This window comes from Bacillus sp. BSL6 (assembly GCF_052928345.1).
Genome location: NZ_JAVGCW010000010.1, coordinates 1 through 18515 on the forward strand (window position 1 = coordinate 1; position 18515 = coordinate 18515).

At 31.9% G+C, this 18515-nt stretch carries 15 protein-coding genes; 14 read left to right on the forward strand and 1 reads right to left on the reverse strand.

Annotation, left to right across the window (positions count from 1 at the left end; genetic code table 11):
• Positions 1 to 67: 67 nt before the first annotated feature.
• Complete coding sequence (locus tag RCJ96_RS23940; protein WP_446699866.1) at positions 68 to 901, reverse strand: helix-turn-helix domain-containing protein; 834 nt, start codon at positions 899 to 901, stop codon at positions 68 to 70.
• A gap of 845 nt (positions 902 to 1746) precedes the next feature.
• Here RCJ96_RS23940 and RCJ96_RS23945 point away from each other — a divergent pair.
• From RCJ96_RS23945 to RCJ96_RS24010, 14 genes are all read left to right on the forward strand, one after another.
• Positions 1747 to 2487: a YveK family protein gene (locus RCJ96_RS23945; protein WP_046199006.1), complete on the forward strand. Its 741-nt coding sequence runs from the start codon at positions 1747 to 1749 to the stop codon at positions 2485 to 2487.
• Positions 2436 to 3098 (forward strand): CpsD/CapB family tyrosine-protein kinase, encoded by a 663-nt coding sequence (locus RCJ96_RS23950; protein WP_046199005.1) that lies wholly within the window; start codon positions 2436 to 2438, stop codon positions 3096 to 3098. Before RCJ96_RS23945 ends, RCJ96_RS23950 begins: the two co-directional genes overlap by 52 nt.
• Positions 3099 to 3388: 290 nt before the next feature.
• On the forward strand, positions 3389 to 5215 hold the full coding sequence (locus RCJ96_RS23955) for a polysaccharide biosynthesis protein (RefSeq protein ID WP_080493726.1): 1827 nt from the start codon (positions 3389 to 3391) through the stop codon (positions 5213 to 5215).
• Positions 5216 to 5248: 33 nt separating this feature from the next.
• Entirely contained in the window at positions 5249 to 6406 is a 1158-nt protein-coding gene (locus RCJ96_RS23960; protein WP_074607911.1) for a glycosyltransferase family 4 protein, read from the forward strand.
• A complete protein-coding gene (locus RCJ96_RS23965; RefSeq protein ID WP_074533367.1) occupies positions 6391 to 7500 on the forward strand; it encodes a glycosyltransferase family 1 protein in 1110 nt (369 codons plus the stop codon). The genes RCJ96_RS23960 and RCJ96_RS23965 overlap by 16 nt, the downstream gene beginning before the upstream one ends.
• A 5-nt stretch (positions 7501 to 7505) precedes the next feature.
• A complete protein-coding gene (locus RCJ96_RS23970) occupies positions 7506 to 8399 on the forward strand; it encodes a glycosyltransferase family 2 protein (RefSeq protein WP_046199001.1) in 894 nt (297 codons plus the stop codon).
• Between the two features lie 33 nt (positions 8400 to 8432).
• Positions 8433 to 9497 (forward strand): EpsG family protein, encoded by a 1065-nt coding sequence (locus RCJ96_RS23975; protein ID WP_046199000.1) that lies wholly within the window; start codon positions 8433 to 8435, stop codon positions 9495 to 9497.
• A 42-nt stretch (positions 9498 to 9539) separates the two neighbouring features.
• Positions 9540 to 10688 carry a glycosyltransferase family 1 protein gene (locus tag RCJ96_RS23980; protein WP_046198999.1) on the forward strand — a complete coding sequence of 383 codons (1149 nt, stop codon included), beginning with the start codon at positions 9540 to 9542 and terminating at the stop codon, positions 10686 to 10688.
• 62 nt (positions 10689 to 10750) lie between these two features.
• Positions 10751 to 11953 (forward strand): glycosyltransferase, encoded by a 1203-nt coding sequence (locus RCJ96_RS23985; RefSeq protein ID WP_046198998.1) that lies wholly within the window; start codon positions 10751 to 10753, stop codon positions 11951 to 11953.
• Between the two features lie 67 nt (positions 11954 to 12020).
• Positions 12021 to 13202: a glycosyltransferase gene (locus RCJ96_RS23990; RefSeq protein WP_074607912.1), complete on the forward strand. Its 1182-nt coding sequence runs from the start codon at positions 12021 to 12023 to the stop codon at positions 13200 to 13202.
• Between the two features lie 32 nt (positions 13203 to 13234).
• Positions 13235 to 14434: a glycosyltransferase gene (locus RCJ96_RS23995; protein WP_074533368.1), complete on the forward strand. Its 1200-nt coding sequence runs from the start codon at positions 13235 to 13237 to the stop codon at positions 14432 to 14434.
• Positions 14435 to 14572: 138 nt separating this feature from the next.
• Positions 14573 to 15751, forward strand: coding sequence for a glycosyltransferase (locus RCJ96_RS24000; RefSeq protein WP_416503887.1), 1179 nt, complete (start codon positions 14573 to 14575; stop codon positions 15749 to 15751).
• A gap of 22 nt (positions 15752 to 15773) precedes the next feature.
• The gene (locus tag RCJ96_RS24005; protein ID WP_046198994.1) at positions 15774 to 16742 is read left to right on the forward strand and encodes a glycosyltransferase family 2 protein; all 969 of its coding nucleotides are present in this window, start codon (positions 15774 to 15776) and stop codon (positions 16740 to 16742) included.
• 121 nt (positions 16743 to 16863) lie between these two features.
• Positions 16864 to 18402, forward strand: a complete 1539-nt coding sequence (locus RCJ96_RS24010; protein WP_416503886.1) for a lipopolysaccharide biosynthesis protein — start codon at positions 16864 to 16866, stop codon at positions 18400 to 18402.
• The last annotated feature ends 113 nt before the right edge of the window (positions 18403 to 18515 follow it).

Consider the following 18515-nt stretch of genomic DNA (forward strand, 5'->3'; position numbering starts at 1 on the left):
AGTCCTTAATTGCTTGTAGCATTTCTTCAGTTGTTTTCATCGTGCATTCCCCATTTCTAAATTTTTATTATGCTCCCATAAACTCTTTATCAAAGTAGAACTTGTCCATTAAGTTATTTACAATCCCGTTGAAATAAGCAAATTTACCCTTGTTCATTTTTGTGCCGGCTTTAATTTTCATAACGAATTCTTTAATAGCATTTAAGCCTATAGTAAGCTCTTGGTCTTTATCGAATGCTTTATCACCTGTAGAGAAGTTTGTAACTTTATTGCACTGTCTTACGACCTTCCAGAACTCTTGAATTGTTTTTGATTCATGATAAAAAGAGCTAACTAAAGAAACAAAACGTTTCGGTACCCAGTGAGCAACAAAATCAGCTTGTTCAATATTCTCTTCTGGTTTATTGCTATTCTCATTACTATTACGTTTGTTTTTATCTTTTATATTTTGTTTTAAGGAAACAGGGGTTGTTTTAATGGTAGGACACTTTGTAGGACTTTTTGCATCTACCTTGTTGGACACTTCTTCCACAATCGGTTGAATAATAATTGCATTAGAAGTTTGAAGCATATCTTTTGTACGCTTCATCGCCACCTGTTTAATCATCTCTAGATCCACAAGCTTATTCATTAAACGTTGTACAGTTTTATATGAAACTTCCATTTTTTCAGCAATACTATTTTTGCATAGGAAACTAACACCTACATATTTGCAGCTGTGGCGCTTTAAAATTTCAAGTAATGTAATTAGTTTAGATTGTACGTCAGTACGTTTAATGGACATACGGATAGTGTCTCTGTATGCACGTACAGTTTTATTCAGTTCTTCCACATCTTTGAATGATGATAAGTTGTGGAAGGATTCTTTAGTTGCGATTACATCGATACGTTTCTTTTTCATAATATGAGCTCCTTTGTGTAAACAAAAAAGCAACAGAATGCCAAGTGTAAGCAAACTGTTGCTAAGGAGCCCTTACGTACTGTAAAATAGTCCGTAAGAGTACAGCAAGTGTTTGCCTATCGTGAGTAGGCGGACGGTATATAGAGTGTTGGTAGCACCTTATATACACGCTGTGCTCTTTTGTTTTTTTTGATTAATAGATGCCCACAAAAGTACCCACAAAATGCCCACGAAATAATGAAACAATATTATTTGTTTTGAGTTTCGGATTTTTATGATTCCCTATAAATAGGGGTTTCGTGATTATTTTGATTTGTTATTAGGGTGTGAAGCTTGATCCGTACGCAAGTTCACCAATGGGAACGCGATCAATATATGTCTCTTTACTAAGAGGATTAAACCCTTGACACATAATGTGTTGAGGGTTTTTTATTTATCAGGAATTTTTATAGGAGAAATATAAAGAGGTAAACAAATTCAAAAACGTACTTGTTAATACTTATGCGAAATGAGTATCATTTTAAAAATGGAGTTATTTAAATGGGTTAAAGAGCCTGACTCAATTACATTTCAATACAAAGAAAACCCCCCTGATACTGCAGTAATAGGGGGGGTTCGTCATTTATCTACAGTGAATTATGAAGAATGTTGTCGTAATTTTTGAGTTGAAATGAAGAAGCGGTTAAACAAAAATAAATTGTATTGACTCGTTCTATATAAAGAACTAAAATGGCATTAATTAGAAACTTTCGTATATTCGAAAGATAAAAATAATGTTTTTGTTTTTGTTATTTTATAGAATGTTTAACTGAAATCTCATTGGTATTAAATGAGGGGGAGAAGTAATGAATAAGGAAATAAATTTAAAAAATTTATTTAGTGTAATATGGAAAAAAGTATGGATACTGTTATTGTTTACGACTCTCACAACGGTAGGAGGAGCACTGTATAGTATCTATATGAAAACGCCTTTGTATGCTTCCTCAGCAAGGGTAATTGTTCAAGCTAACGCTGAAACGATGAATACATTGAAAGCGATGGTAAATGAGCCTGTAATATTAGAAAAAGTAGCTGCTGAATTGAATATGAAGAGATCAGCAGGTGCATTAAGTGGACAAATAAGTACAGAAAGTGTACAAGGCTCTCAAATTATGAGGATAAATGTAGTGGATGTAGATCCTGTACTTGCACATAAAATTGCAAATACTACAGCTGCTGTTTATAAGCAAGAGGTAGCGAATATACTGAATTTTAATAATGTAAATATATTACCAGAGGATCCAGTTCAAAAATATTCTATGCCTATAAATATAAATCACTTTAAGACGATACTAATTGCATTCACGTTAGGTATGGTGCTCAGTATAGGTTTTATTTTTTTATTGGATTCGCTTGATGAGAGAATCAAATCAGAACGACGAATTGAACAATTGTTAGATATCCCTGTTTTGGGTGGGATTTCTAAAATGAATAAGAAAAATATGAAAGATAAATTTAGTGGGAAAAATACAGTGTTATTGGGGGAGGGAACGGAGTGGCATACAAAAATAGACGAAAAACAAATGAAGTTAAAGGAGAAAGTATAATTGCGTATACCGCCCCAAGATCGAAAATTTCGGAGCAGTATCGTTCGCTTCGAACAAACATTCAATTAACTTCGTCTATTCATAAAAGCAGAACGATAGTGATTACTTCTCCGAGGTACGGTGAAGGAAAATCAACAATTACAGTTAATTTAGCAGTCTCAATAGCGCAAAAAGGTGAAAAAGTATTGGTAATAGATGCGAATTTACGAACACCAACAATTCATGAAATTTTTGGAGTAGAAAATACAATTGGATTAACTGACATATTGAATGAAAAAACAAATTTGATAGGTGCTGTGCAAAAAACTGGGATGGAAAGTTTGGATGTGTTAACTAGCGGTCCAGTACCATTTAATCCATCAGAAGTACTTAGTTCAAATGCAATGGACATGTTAATTCAAAAGGCGATGGAACGATATGACATCATATTATTTGACTCTTCTCCTGTATTAGAAGTAACAGATACGAGCGTATTAGCTGACAAGTGTGAAGGGGTACTTTTGGTGATCCGGTATAATCGCACTGTGAACGAAGATGCACTTGAAACGAAAAGGGCATTAAGTTTTACGAAAAGTAGAATATTGGGTGCGATTTTGAATGGGAAAGTATAAAGGATAGTTTTAAATTAAACATTCGTACGTGAAATGGTTCGTTATAAAGAAAATTTAATACAATTGTGATGTGGTGATGTCTCCTAACCGCTATCAATGGAGGCACTCGATTATGCTGTGGGTTGTGAAAACAACCTTAGATGCCAGTCGTCAAAAGTGTAATGTGAGGGAGGGTTAGATGCCCATGTTTTATTAAAGTTTCTAACTATGTGTTTTTAATAAAGAGAATATAGTTAGAAACTTTAAGTTTGAAAGAGTTAAGTAAGGAATTGATTAAAGGAGGAAGTTATATGACGTATCGCCGGAGGATATCGTTATTGCTTTTAATGGATTCACTGATAGTATTAACTGCTATTTTTTTTAGTTATTTTTTTGTAAATGCTAGCTTCAGTGTTATCACTTTATCATCAGTTATTAGCTCTATCACTTTATTATTTAGTCATCATTTGTTTGCTTTTATTTATAAGTTGTATAAAAAGGCATTGGAATATGCAAGTATAGGAGAGTTGTTAATTATATGTAAGGTTGTTACATTTTCTATACTTACTACAGCGGCTGTGCAGCAACTAGTCATGGGAAAAATGTATTTTCGTTTGTTAGTGGTTACTTGGATGATTCATATTTTATTAATAGGTGGTTCTCGCTTTATTTGGAGAATGTACAGAGATATTTATTATGTAAAAAAAGGCGATAAGAAAAGAACGTTAATTGTTGGTGCTGGATCTGCTGGGACAATGGTTGCAAGACAGTTGTTAAAGAATAGTACTACAGAATTAATGCCAGTCGCATTTATTGATGATAATGTCAAAAAACATAATCTTGATATTTGGGGAATTCCGGTAATTGGTGGTATGAGTCAAATTGATCACGTTGTTAAAAAACTGAATATTGAAATTATAATTTTAGCAATTCCTTCGTTAAACAAAAAAGATAGAAATATTATTTTAAAAGATTGTTTAAAAACAAATGTGAAAACGCAAATTCTTCCAATGTTAGAAGACTTAGTGACAGGTAAAGTTTCAGTGAATGAATTCAGAGATGTTCAAGTAGAAGATTTACTAGGGCGAGATCCTGTAGAGTTAGATGTGGATATCATTTCAGATTATATAACTGATAAAGTCATTTTAGTTACTGGTGCAGGTGGATCAATAGGCTCAGAAATTTGTAGACAAGTTGCGAAATTTAAGCCAGAAAAATTGATTTTATTAGGGCACGGAGAAAACAGTATATATTCAATAGAAATGGAATTAAATAGAAAACATAATGATAGGAACGGTGTGTTTATTCCAGAAATCGCAGATATTCAAGATGAAAAGAAGATGCATGTAATAATGAATAAACATCGTCCCCATGTTGTATATCATGCTGCTGCACATAAACATGTACCATTGATGGAAAACAATCCTGAAGAGGCTGTTAAAAATAATTTGATTGGGACTATGAATATAGCGGAAGCGGCAAGAACACATGGAGTAGGAACGTTTGTTATGATTTCATCTGATAAAGCAGTAAACCCAACGAGTGTTATGGGTGCCACAAAGAAATTAGCGGAGATGGTCATACAACATAAAGATAAAATAAGTCATACAAAGTTTGTTACTGTGCGATTTGGGAATGTGTTAGGAAGTAGAGGGAGTGTTATCCCGTTATTTAAGAAGCAAATTCAAAAGGGAGGACCAGTTACAGTTACGCATCCAGATATGGTTCGTTATTTTATGACTATTCCAGAGGCATCTAGACTTGTAGTACAAGCCGGTGCGTTAGCAAAAGGTGGAGAAATTTTTGTGCTGGATATGGGAGAACCAGTAAAAATAGTGGATCTTGCTAAAAACCTCATTCGATTATCCGGAAACTCTGTGGAGGAAATAGGAGTAGAGTTTACGGGTATACGACCTGGAGAAAAACTTTTTGAAGAATTACTAAAAGAAGATGAAATGAATGAAAAACAAGTTCATCCAAGAATTTATGTAGGGCATGAAATGAACGTCCGTATAGAAGAAATAGAATTGTTAATTTCAGAATATGCAGATTTAAATGAAGTGGAATTAAGAAAGCGATTGTTACATTTAGTAAATCAACGTAAAACTTTAAAACTATTAGTACCAGTATCAGGTTAAGGATAAAAAATTAGTAGAAGACGGGTGCGTGGGATGGTGTTTAAAAAAGTTCTATTTTGTGCAACTGTGGATTATCATTTTAAGGCTTTTCATTTACCGTATTTGAAATGGTTTGCAGACCAAGGCTGGGAAGTACATGTTGCAGCGAATGGGGATATACATCTTCCGTACGTAACTCAAAAATATAATATTCCTCTTCAAAGATCACCTCTTAGTATACAAAACATTCGCGCATATAAAGAACTACAATCAATTATTCATCGGAATAAATATAACATCGTTCACTGTCATACGCCTATGGGAGGAGCAATTACTCGCTTAGCTACTCGGAAAGCGAGAAGGAAAGGAACAACAGTAATATATACTGCGCATGGATTTCACTTCTGTAAAGGGGCATCATTCATCAATTGGCTTTTATACTATCCAATTGAGAGAAGTTTAGCCACTGTTACAGATTGCCTCATAACAATTAATCAGGAAGATTATAATCTAGCAGTTAAACATCATTTTCAAGCGAAAGATATTAAACTCCTTCACGGTGTAGGGATCGATATAGAACGATTTATCCCAGTAACTGAAGCTGAAAAACGAGAATTAAAGCGACAACTCGGCTATAACCCACAAGACTTTTTCATGTTTTATGCAGCTGAATTTAATAAGAATAAAAACCAAAGTTTTTTAATTCGTGTAGTAGCACAATTGAAAAGTAAAATGCCACGGGCGAAGCTTTTACTTGCTGGTGAAGGGCCATTAGTGGAAGAATGCAAAAAACTAGCGACGCAATTAGGTGTGAGTAGTATGGTGCATTTTCTTGGTTATAGAAATGATATAGCTTCTTTACTACAAATGTGTGATTTAGCCGTTGCATCCAGTTACAGGGAGGGTTTGCCAGTTAATATTATGGAAGCTATGGCTTGTGGACTTCCGGTTGTAGCTACTGATAACCGAGGGCATAGGGAGTTAATTATTCATAATACAAATGGTTGGATTATAGAACGCGATGATATAAAGACGATGTCTGAAAGAATCCATTTTATTTCTAAAAATACTAAATTACAAGCGCAGTTTGGGCAGTGTGGACGTACTATTATTGCAAGTAAATATTCAGTTAATGAAGTATTGAAAGAGAAACGAGAAATTTATACACCATATATGGATGAAATGGAGGATTTAAATTGGGCGCTCCATTAAGAGTATTACATGTAGTCGTAAATATGAATAGAGGCGGAGCCGAAACTTTAATTATGAATTTGTATCGTAATATAGACCACTCAAAAGTACAATTTGATTTTTTAACTTGTAAAGAGGGGGTCTTTGATGAAGAGATAGTAAAATTAGGCGGGAAAGTTCATCGAATTCCATACGTTACAGATGTTGGTCATAGAGGGTATATAAAAGCACTAGATACTTTCTTTAACTCTCATCCACAATACAAAATTGTGCATTCACATATGGATAAAATGAGTGGATTTGTACTTCGTTCAGCTAAAAAAGCGAGGGTGCCGGTAAGGATTGCGCATAGTCATAGTACAAACAGTGAGGGAGGAACTATAGCGAAACTATATAAATGGTATGCAGGTGCATTTATTGCGTCTTGTGCTACACATTTTTTAGCATGTTCAGCAGCGGCAGCACAATGGCTGTTTGCTAATAGAGAAAGTACAACAAAAATATTGAAAAACGGAATTGAATGTGATGAATTTGCATTTAATCTAGATATTAGAAAACGAGTAAGGGAAGAGCTCAAACTTCATGAGGATGTTTTTGTAATTGGACACGTGGGAAGATTTTCATATCCCAAAAATCATACTTTATTAATTGATATTTTTGCTCAATTCATAGAATATAAACCGAATTCTATTCTTCTATTAGTAGGAGATGGACCGCTTCGATTAGAAATTGAGAAAAAAGTAGAAAAGCTGAATTTAACAGATAAAGTTAAATTTTTAGGAATGCGTGGAGATATTAATTGTTTATTACAAGCATTTGATACATTTATATTTCCATCAATTTATGAAGGTTTACCAGTTACTCTTATTGAAGCACAAGGAGCGGGGTTACCGTGTATTATATCGGACACGATTACACAAGATGTGGATTTGGGGTTGAATTTAGTTGAACGGTGTTCTTTATTAAATATAAGAAATTGGATAGGTGAATTACAAGGTATTACGGACAAACAAGTATCGCGAAGTGTGGCGCAACATGTATTAGCCGAAAAAGGATATGATATAAAAAATATTACAGGCATTACCCAAAAATTTTATGTAGCAGTATCGAGGTGAGCATATTGAAAAAGCTAACTGTTTTCACCCCTACATATAATAGGGCATATTGTCTTCAGGGGTGTTATGAAAGTTTGAAGCAGCAAACGTGTAAAGATTTTATATGGTTAATTATAGATGATGGGTCTGATGATTCTACAAAGGAGTTAGTGAACTCTTGGATTTCTGAAGATTGCATAAGCATACGGTATTATTGGCAAGTAAATCAAGGGATGCATGGTGCTCATAATACAGCTTACGAGCTGATTGATACAGAACTTAATGTATGTATTGATTCGGATGACTCAATGCCTAGTGATGCTGTTGAGAAAATCATTTCGTTTTGGGATGAAAATGGAAGTGACCAAGTAAGTGGAATCATTGCTCTTGATTTATATAAAGATGGGACATTAATTGGTTCAAAATTACCATTGAATCTAAAACGTTCTACGCTTTTTAATCTTTACAATAAACATGGTGTAACTGGAGATAAGAAATTAGTATATCGCACAGAATTAACTAAGAAGTATCCTTATCCGGTTTTTAAAAATGAAAAGTATGTAGGTTTGGCATATAAATACTATATGTTGGATCAGAAACATGAGATGTTACTCATGAACGAAGCACTTTGTTATGTTGAATATATGCCCGATGGTTCTTCGATGAATATGTTAAGTCAATATCGTAAAAATCCAAAAGGTTTTGCTTTTTATCGTAAGGAACTGATGAAGCTACCGTTTGCAAATAGGTTATTTAAATATAGACAAGCTGTACATTATGTATCAAGTAGCTTTATAGCGAAAAATAAAAAATTTATAAAAGAGTCACCATGCAAAGTGCTTACCCTTTGCGCAGTACCATTTGGGGTTATTCTATATAGTTACATTACATTGAAAACAAGAATAAAAGTAAATATATAGGAATTTACTTAGGATTGATAAGAGGGAAGAATAATGACTATACTTTGGATGAATTTCTTTATAGTGTTCATACTAGCATTTTTCGCACGGTATTTTGCTATGCCAGTAACTTCAGAAATTGTGATGTTAAAACCAAATCGACTATTGATTTTAATGGCGACGACCTCTCTTGTACTAGTATCTGGTTTTAGAAATAATATTGGTGATACGTATTTTTATATGCATGCTTTTACAGTTACTGATTTTAATTGGGCTTATATTCAAAGTAGTAAGGATGTTGGATTCAGTATTTTACAAATGATTTTAAAAACATATACGAATGATCCGCAAGTTTTGGTTTTTATAACAGCTCTAATAACAAATATATTAATAGTAGCAGTTCTATATAAATATTCAAGAATGATTGAGTTAAGTTTATATGTGTATATCGCATCGGGTATGTATTTAGTTTCAATGAATGGAGTAAGACAGTATTTAACCGCAGCGATTATTTTTACTGCTACAAAATATATTTTAGATGGGAATTGGAAAAGATATTTTTTGATTGTTTTATTTGCTTCTACTTTTCATCAAAGCGCTCTTGTATTAATTCCTATTTATTTTGTAGTCCGAAGAAAAGCATGGTCGACAATAACATTTATACTACTCTTTATTGCGGTACTTATAGTAATAGGGTTTAATCAGTTTGCAGAAATTTTCTTTGCAACTATAGGGGATACACAATATGGTCACTATAAGGATTTTCAAGAAGGAGGAGCTAATATTCTTCGGGTTGCTGTGGATGCAATACCGCTCATTCTAGCTTATATTGGAAGACATAAATTAAGAGAGATTTTTCCGGAAAGTGATTATATTGTAAATATGGCATTATTAGGTTTAGTTTTTATGATTATTTCAACTCAAAATTGGATTTTTGCAAGATTCTCCATATATTTTGGACTATACCATTTGATATTGATATCGTGGGTTATAAAGCTATTTATAGAAAAGGATCAAAAGTTGATTTACTATGCAGTAATAGTATGTTATTTTGTCTATTTTGTATATGAACATATTATTACTTTAGGGATAATTTATCAGAGTAGTTTCTGGGGATAGAATATATATTTGAAAAACATTCTTAGATGGGAGTAATTTTCAATGCTTAAACAAGAACGACCAAAAAGAGTGTTACATATCGTTAGTGCGATGGACCGAGGTGGCGCTGAGGCATTATTAATGAATGTATATAGGAATATAGATAGAGAAATGGTGCAATTTGATTTTGTTTCCCATAAAAGTGAAGAAAGTGATTATGATAAAGAAATCATTGCGTTGGGTGGGACAATACACCGAATATCTAGCTTAGGGCAGCTAGGACCTCTTGCATACATGAAAGAGCTTGTTAAGGTAATGTCTAGTAATCGATATGTGGCGGCCCATGCACACACTGATTATCAAGGTGGATTTGTTGCTATTGCTGCTAAAATAGCTGGGATAAAAATAAGGATTTGTCATTCGCATAGTAATAATTGGCCGATGGGATCGGGGGTAAAAGGGAAAGTTTTATTGAGTTTTTTACGAACAATTATTACTTATGCTGGAACAAATTATTGTGCGTGCAGTGTAGATTCTGCACGTTTTTTGTTTCAAAAAAATATTGATAATTCAAAGGTAAAGATAATGAAAAATGCAATAGATACTAATCAATTTATTAATGCAGATATGCAGGATGACAATAAAGTAAGGAATCAATTCAATATACCGGTTGAAAAGAAAGTAATTGGTCATATTGGGCGTTTTTCTGAATCTAAAAATCATATATTTATATTAAAAGTTTTCAATGAAGTATTAAAATATGATCCTAATTTTATTCTTGTTTTAGTAGGAGATGGTCCGTTACAGAATTCTATTGAGCTAGAATCTAAAAGACTAGGTATCTATGAAAAAGTTAGATTTTTAGGAGTAAGAAAAGACATTCCAAGAATTATAAGGATGTTTGATGTTTTTCTTTTTCCGTCACTTTTTGAAGGATTTGGAATTGTTGCATTAGAAGCACAGTGTGCAGGTGTTCCATGTGTAGTGGCAAATACAATAACTAAAGATATTGATATGGGATTAGGGATAATATCATTTGTTAGCTTAGATGAAAATCTTAAAATATGGTCTGTAGAAATTCAAAAGCTTTTGGAAAAAGAAAAATTAAATACAGAAATAACAGCTGCTACAATCTCGAAGCTAGGTTTTGATATAAAAAGTAATATTCCAGAGTGGTTATTATTATATGGGTTAGAGTATAGGGGACCATAGTTAAATGCAATCATTTTCATAAAAACAAAACTAGTAAAATAAATCGGATGAGGGAGTAAGAAATGAAAAAGAAAAAAATTCTCATTACATCATTTGATATGGCAATTGGAGGAGTAGAAAGAAGTTTAATTGGTTTATTAAATACAATCGACTATAGCAAATATGATGTAGATTTAATGTTATTTAAACATGAGGGAGAGTTTCTTTTTTTATTACCTAAACTGCCTAATTTGTTAAAGGAAGTAAAACAATATACTACTTTTAGAAAATCGATTAAACAAATATTGCAAGAAGGGCAAATTACAATTGGAATGGCAAGGACTTTAGGGAAAATTTTAGGAGATGTGCATGGGAGATATGTGAAAAGTGCAGAGGTGGGATATTTCGTTATTCAGTATGGATGGAGAATAACTTTACCATTTATACCGAAACTGGAAGAGGAGTATGATGTAGCAATTAGTTTTTTATGGCCCCATTATTTTGTTGGAGATAAAGTTCGAGCGAAACGAAAGATTGGTTGGATTCATACAGATTATTCAAATATAAATCTTAATGCAAACATGGAGTATAAAATGTGGAGCAAAATGGATAACATCGTAGCAGTTTCAGAAGGATGTCGAGACTCATTTCTTAGTATTTTACCAAATGTAAATAAGAATGTTGAAATTATAGAAAATATATTATCTCCGGAGTTCGTACGTGAGCAAGCACACAGGGAAGATGTTATGAAAGAACTACAGATGAAACCTGGAAAAATAAAGCTTGTTACTGTAGGGCGGTTATCATATGCAAAAGGAATAGACGTTGCTATGCATGCCTTAAGAAAGTTATTAGATGAGGGATATGATATGGAATGGTATGTAGTTGGGTATGGAGCACTAGAAGCTGAACTTAGAAAGTTATTAGCTGAACTTAACCTGGAAAAACATTTTTTTTTATTGGGTAAAAAGACAAATCCCTATCCATATATAAAAGCATGTGATATATATGTGCAGCCATCGAGGTATGAGGGGAAAGCTGTAACAGTTCGTGAAGCACAAATCATCGGAAAGCCAGTACTTATTACTAATTTTTCAACTGCCAAAAGCCAGGTACAGGATGGAATTGATGGATTAATAACTGAGATGGGAATAAACGGGATAGTTAATGGAATAAAGAGACTTATTGAAGATAAAGAATTAAGGGAAGTACTGGTAGAAAATACTCTGAAAGGTGAATATGGAAATCGTAATGAAATCAATAAATTATATGCATTATTTTCGTAAAGGGAGAATAATTAAATGATTTTTAATATTTTGAGCGCAATAAAAACACTTTAGGGTAGTGATAGTTATGAAGAAAAAAATTTTATTCGTTATAGATTCGCTACAAAGTGGAGGGGCTGAAAAAAGTTTGGTTTCTTTACTTTCCTTATTTGATTATACGAAATATGAAGTTGATTTGTTAATGTTCTCTGCTAGTGGATTGTATTTACCATTACTTCCAAAACAGGTAAACATTTTAGAAGTCCCGACAATTATTAAAAGACAGGCTGAGAAATTTAATTATTTAATCAAACATAAATACTTTAAAGAGTTATTTCTTAGAGTTGGGGCTTCTATATCTCTTAGAAATCCATACATAAATAAAAAATTACATGCAGCTCAAGTAGTTTGGAGATGGGTGTCTAAAGGGATGGATAGTTTAAAGGGGACATATGATGTTGCCATAGCTTATAGTCAAGGAATGCCAACATATTTTGTGGCAAATAAGGTTTACGCGTGCAAAAAAATCGCTTGGGTGAATACGGATTATAGGTTAGCTGCATATAATAAAGATTTTGACTTGAACTATTATGAGGAATTTAATGAAATAGTAGCTGTTTCCGATGGTTGTAAGGAAGTATTGATTCAAGAAATTCCTAAAGTAGAGTCGAAAATTCAAGTTGTCTATGATATTATATCGCCGACATTAATTAAATCGATGGCAAATGAGAGTGGAGGATTTAGTGATCAGTTTGAGGGATTACGAATATTAACGATTGGTAGGTTAGTCTATGAAAAAGGATATGAATTGGCCATAGAAGCTTGTTATAAATTGAAGCAAAAAGGGTATAGATTTAAGTGGTATGTAATTGGCGAAGGAAATCTACAAAGAGAACTCGAGGATAAGATAAGTAAATATAATTTACACGATACTTTTATATTATTAGGTACTTACAAGAATCCCTATCCCTTTATCAAACAAAGTGATATCTATGTACAACCCTCTAGGTACGAAGGATTTGGCCTGGCAATAGCAGAGGCTAGAATATTTCAAAAACCTATAGTAGTAACCGACTTTGTTACAGTTCATAATCAAATCAAACATAGAGAGAATGGTTTAATAGTAAAGATGGATTCGGAAGCAATATATGAAGGAGTGAAAGAAATTATAGAAAACGATTTGCTAAAAAAACGGTTATTTGAAAATTTAAAGAAAGAAAAGGTTGGAACGGAAGAGGAAATTGAGAAGATATATGCTTCTTTCGATTAAAGGATTTTATAAATAGAAAGAATAGGGGAACTATGAAAAAGAAAATACTTTTTATGATAATAAATATGAATATAGGTGGTACGGAGAAAGCCTTATTAAATATGCTAGCAGAAATCCCAAAAGAAAAATATGAAGTGACAATTTTAATGTTAGAGAAAAAAGGAGATTTTTTAAATTTTATTCCAAAGGGGGTTCGTATTGAGTATGTAAAGGATTACGAGGAAATGCAATATATATTGAATAAACCAACACGATTAGTTATAGCAGATTTTATAAAACAAAGAAAAATTGTAAAAGCGCTGCAACTGGCCGTGTTGTACGTAATCTCTAAGATTATGAAAGAACGGAGTGTTATTTTTAAATATTGTTTACAGAATTATGAAGGTGCTTATAAAAATTATGATATTGCTATCGCTTATGCTGGACCGATGGATTTTATTAGTTACTTTGTAGCAAATAAAATAGAAGCCAGACGAAAGATTCAATGGATACATTTTGACATTGAAAAAATATATTTTAACAAATACTTTGTTAATAAAGTATATAAAAAATTTCAGCATGTTTTTGTCGTTTCGGATTTAGGAAAGAAAAAACTTAATCAAAAGGTACCGGAATTAATTAATAAGACAGAGACATTTTTAAATATTATTTCACCTGAAATGATAGCAAATATGGCGAGTGAAGGAGTTGGATTTACGGATGATTTTAAAGGAATAAGAATCCTTACTGTTGGTAGATTGAGTATAGAAAAAGGACAAGATTTAACAATATCGGTGTTAGCAAAACTTAAAGAAGCTGGCTACAATGTTAGATGGTATTGTATAGGTGATGGAAAGGAAAGAGCATTGTATGAAAAGCTTGTGGAAGATTACGATGTTCAGGACGATTATATATTTTTAGGATCAGTGTCCAATCCCTATCCATTTATGAAACAATGTAATATATATGTACAGCCGTCCCGATATGAGGGATACTGCATAACGCTTGCAGAAGCTAGGTGTTTTAATAACCCAATTATTAGTACAAATTTTACAGGAGCAAGTGAACAAATCATTCATAACCACAATGGATTAATTGTTCAATTTGATGAGCAGCAAATGTATGATTCTATTGTACAAATATTAAGTGATAAATTGCTGGGTGGACGGTTGAGAAAAAATATAGAAAAAGAAGTGGTAGATACGAGGGAAGAGTTGGAAAAGTTATATAGAATAGTAAACTCTAATATGTAACTTGTTTTAGAAGGTATTATTTTCGTATTACAAAAAAATTGGCGGCTCATTATTATAAATTATGTTGTTTGGAAAACATCTTTAGGAAGGTGTTTTTTATTTTGTTATACAACTTTTAGGTGATATAAGGAGATTGTTATGAAGAGAGTGCTTTTTATGGTAAGTAGTATGAATATAGGTGGTGTAGAAAAATCACTTCTTTCATTGTTATCTGTAATCTCGAAAGAAAAGTATGATGTTACAGTATTGATGCTAGAGAAACGAGGGGGGTTTTTGAAACAATTGCCAAGTTGGGTAAAGGTAGAAGAAGTTACTTGGTTTGAAAATATTAAACCTATAATTATGCAACCACCAAAGAAAACGATTAAAGAGTACTTTGAAAATGCAAGGTATATTAAGGGATTAAATTTTTTACGCACTTATGTGATATCCAAAAAATTAAAGGATAGATATATTTTCTATAAAGAGGTGTTTAAAGATATTCCGCATAATAAGAATCAATATGATATTGCAATAGCATATCAAGGACCTACTGACATAATTGATTATTATATAGTTAATAGAGTAAATGCAGAAAAGAAAATTTCTTGGATACATTTTGATGTGTTTCAACATCAAATTAATACAAAGTTATATGAGAAATTATATGAGCAGCTGGATAATATATTTGTAGTTTCTAAAGAAGCACGAAAACATTTAATAGAGAAATTTCCTAAAGTAAAAAGTAAGACAAGTGTCTTTTTAAATATTGTACTTCCAGATTTAATAAATGAAATGGCGAAAGAAAAAATAGAATTTGATAATGGATATGAAGGTATGAAGATAGTAACAGTAGGTAGACTTTCAAAAGAAAAAGGCCAAGACATTGCAATTAAAGTTTTATCAATGTTACGTAAAGAAGGATATGAAGTACGATGGTACTGTATTGGAGAAGGAGAGAATAGAGCGTATTACGAGACACTAATAGGTAAATATAATCTAAAAAAGGATTTTGTACTATTAGGATCGACACATAATCCATATCCCTATGTAAATCAATCAGATATATATGTTCAAACTTCTAGGCATGAAGGGTACTGCCTCACATTAGCTGAGGCGAAATGCTTAAAAAAACCTATTGTAACGACTAATTTTACAGGGGCATATGAGCAAATAAAAGATGGATACAATGGTTTTGTTGCTGAGTGTAATGAGGAAAGTCTATATAACAAGATTAAATATCTTTTGGATCAACAAAGAGTGCGTGAAGAGGTAACGACTAAATTGTCAGAAGAGAAATTTAATAATTCAGAAAAGGTAAATAGTTTTCTGAGTTAATTGCAAATGAAAGGGTGCAATTATGAATCCTAAAATTAGTATTATTGTTCCAGTTTATAAAGTAGAGCAGTATATCCATAAATGTATAGATTCTATATTAAAGCAAACGTTCAAAGATTTTGAGTTGATACTTGTTGATGATGGATCCCCTGATAGTTGTGGTGAGATTTGTGATAGGTATGCGATTCAAGATAGCCGGATTAAAGTAATTCATAAGGAGAATGGTGGTTTATCTTCTGCAAGAAATGTTGGATTACAAATAGCGCAAGGAGATTATATAGGGTTTGTTGATAGTGATGATTGGATAGAAGTGGATATGTATGAATTGTTATATGGTATGTGTGTAGAACAGGATTGTGATATAGCTATTTGTAGTAGTGAAATTCATTACAATGATAAAACAGTAATTTCAAGCAATCATCCGTTTGTTATTCATGATAGAAATAGTGCGATGAAAGCGATGTTAGAAGGGAATCTATATGATGAAGTTGTGTGGACGAAATTGTTCAAAAGGAAATTGTTAAAAGATATTAAATTTCCAGTAGGTATGTCATATGAAGATACAGCATTTACGTATAAAGTTATTCATAAGTGTAAAAAAGTATGTTTTATAGGAGAACCTAAATATCATTATATAAAGCGTGATAATAGTATGATGGATCAGGCTGTAAAAGAGATTAAGATTGACTCAGTCTTAATTTATGATGAGATGTGTAGTTTTATGGAGCGATACTATAAGGAGCTATATAACCTAGTTATATTAAAACTAGGAAATTGCTCGATGGTAGTTTTAAATTTAATATTAGCGAATGGAAGGCTTGCTGAGCATAAGAATAACTATTATAAGGTTACTGGTATATTGAATCGTTATTTTTATAAAACAATACGTTTAAAAGAGTATGGGAAAAGTGTAAAGTTTTTATTGTTGGCGACCAAGCTACATCCATTATTGTATAAATTTTTAATTAATAATTTTGCAAAAAGGGGATAGGTATGAAGAAGAGGTGGCTGTAGCTGGGATTTTAAAAGATAGGAGTGAGGGATATCCAGAATAATACAATTTAAATATTCACCTATCGATAGTTTAGTTTAACTTATGAAGGGGTTTAATCATGCGAACGATGCATTCAATCAAGAATATATCAATAAGTATACTTTCTCAAATGGTTATCGTTATTCTAGGGTTTATATCTAGGAAAGTTTTTTTAGATAGTTTAGGAATAGAGTATTTAGGGATAGATGGCTTGTTAATTAATATTTTATCTATGTTAGTGTTAATTGAAGCTGGTATAGGAGCGAGTATAGTATACAATTTGTATAAACCATTGGCAGAAAATAATCAGTATAAAATTATAGCCCTTGTTCAATTATATAAAAAAATTTATCAGATTTTAGCGATCATTATTTTAGTAATAAGTGCTATGATATATCCCGTCTTAAGTCATTTAATGAAAGATGGGGAGTCTATATCGAATGTTGCGATAATCTATTCGATATTCGTGGTGAAAAATGTCGTTACCTATTTAAATGCTCATAAGAGGTCTTTAATACAAGCTGATCAAAGAGGATACGTATTGGCTAGGGTGGATCTCTTATTCCAAGTGGTAACTACAATATTTAAAATATTTATACTAATGTACACAAAAAATTATATATTGTATTTAATTATAGAGTTGAGTATATATGTAATTCAAAATGTCGTAAACGGTAGGATTGTGAATAAAAACTATTCTTATATAAAGACGAAAAAGAAGTATTCTATAGATAATGATACGAAAGAAAAATTAATTATAAATGTAAAGGCGATGTTTTTGCATAATATTGGAGGATATATTGTATTTGGAACGGATAATATACTGATTTCATCTTTTATAGGTCTTGCTATGGTCGGGATATATTCGAACTATACAATGATAATAAATCAATTAGCAGCTGTAGTAAATCCTATATTAAATGGTATTGAAGCAAGTGTAGGAAATCTAATCGCAACTGAGAATAGTGACAAAAATTATGCAATATTTAAAGTGACATATCTAGTGAATTTTTGGATCTTTTCTTTTTGTACCATATTTTTATTTAATCTGTTAGAGCCATTTATAGGGTGGTGGCTTGATAAGAAGTATTTATTAAATAACATAGTTTTTGTAGTGATACTCATAAACTTTTATATAACAGGGATGCGAACCGCAATAGCCATTTTTAAAAATAAAGCAGGATTATTTGTACAAGATAAGTATATTCCATTAGTTGAAGCGATAATCAATTTAAGCTTATCTATTCTATTAGCTAAAATGTTTGGATTGGTAGGTATATTCATAGGAACGGCGATTAGTACAATTGCTACTGTACTTTGGATTCAGCCTTATATTGTATATAGAAATCTTTTTAAGAAATCAGTTTGGAAGTATTTTACAACATATGTATTTTATGTGTTTTTAACTGTCGTGACAGGCTTTATTACTACAAGTATATGTAATTATTTTATAGAAGGTAGTACCTTTATTTCGTTAGTTGGAAAAGGTGTGATTTGTTTATTAGTACCAAATGTAATATACGTTTTAATTTTTTATAAAAGCACAGAATTTCAATATGTAAGGAATATATTTAGTATGATGTTTTTACAAATTAAAAAGAAAAAAAACGTTATTTAGGTATAAAAAAGTATGGACATTATACTGATTTGAATTAATAAGAAAGTATAATATTGTAGAAACCTGATTTTAATTAGAAAACGTGAAGCATTAGCCCTAACATAATATTTATA

Excerpts from the sequence above, each read along its gene's own strand:
- RCJ96_RS23940 (WP_446699866.1), bottom strand. The coding sequence starts at position 901 with ATGAAAAAGAAACGTATCGATGTAATCGCAACTAAAGAATCCTTCCAC.
- RCJ96_RS23945 (WP_046199006.1), top strand. The coding sequence starts at position 1,747 with ATGAATAAGGAAATAAATTTAAAAAATTTATTTAGTGTAATATGGAAA.
- RCJ96_RS23955 (WP_080493726.1), top strand. The coding sequence starts at position 3,389 with ATGACGTATCGCCGGAGGATATCGTTATTGCTTTTAATGGATTCACTG.
- RCJ96_RS23960 (WP_074607911.1), top strand. The coding sequence starts at position 5,249 with ATGGTGTTTAAAAAAGTTCTATTTTGTGCAACTGTGGATTATCATTTT.
- RCJ96_RS23975 (WP_046199000.1), top strand. The coding sequence starts at position 8,433 with ATGACTATACTTTGGATGAATTTCTTTATAGTGTTCATACTAGCATTT.
- RCJ96_RS23980 (WP_046198999.1), top strand. The coding sequence starts at position 9,540 with ATGCTTAAACAAGAACGACCAAAAAGAGTGTTACATATCGTTAGTGCG.
- RCJ96_RS23985 (WP_046198998.1), top strand. The coding sequence starts at position 10,751 with ATGAAAAAGAAAAAAATTCTCATTACATCATTTGATATGGCAATTGGA.
- RCJ96_RS23990 (WP_074607912.1), top strand. The coding sequence starts at position 12,021 with ATGAAGAAAAAAATTTTATTCGTTATAGATTCGCTACAAAGTGGAGGG.
- RCJ96_RS23995 (WP_074533368.1), top strand. The coding sequence starts at position 13,235 with ATGAAAAAGAAAATACTTTTTATGATAATAAATATGAATATAGGTGGT.
- RCJ96_RS24000 (WP_416503887.1), top strand. The coding sequence starts at position 14,573 with ATGAAGAGAGTGCTTTTTATGGTAAGTAGTATGAATATAGGTGGTGTA.
- RCJ96_RS24005 (WP_046198994.1), top strand. The coding sequence starts at position 15,774 with ATGAATCCTAAAATTAGTATTATTGTTCCAGTTTATAAAGTAGAGCAG.
- RCJ96_RS24010 (WP_416503886.1), top strand. The coding sequence starts at position 16,864 with ATGCGAACGATGCATTCAATCAAGAATATATCAATAAGTATACTTTCT.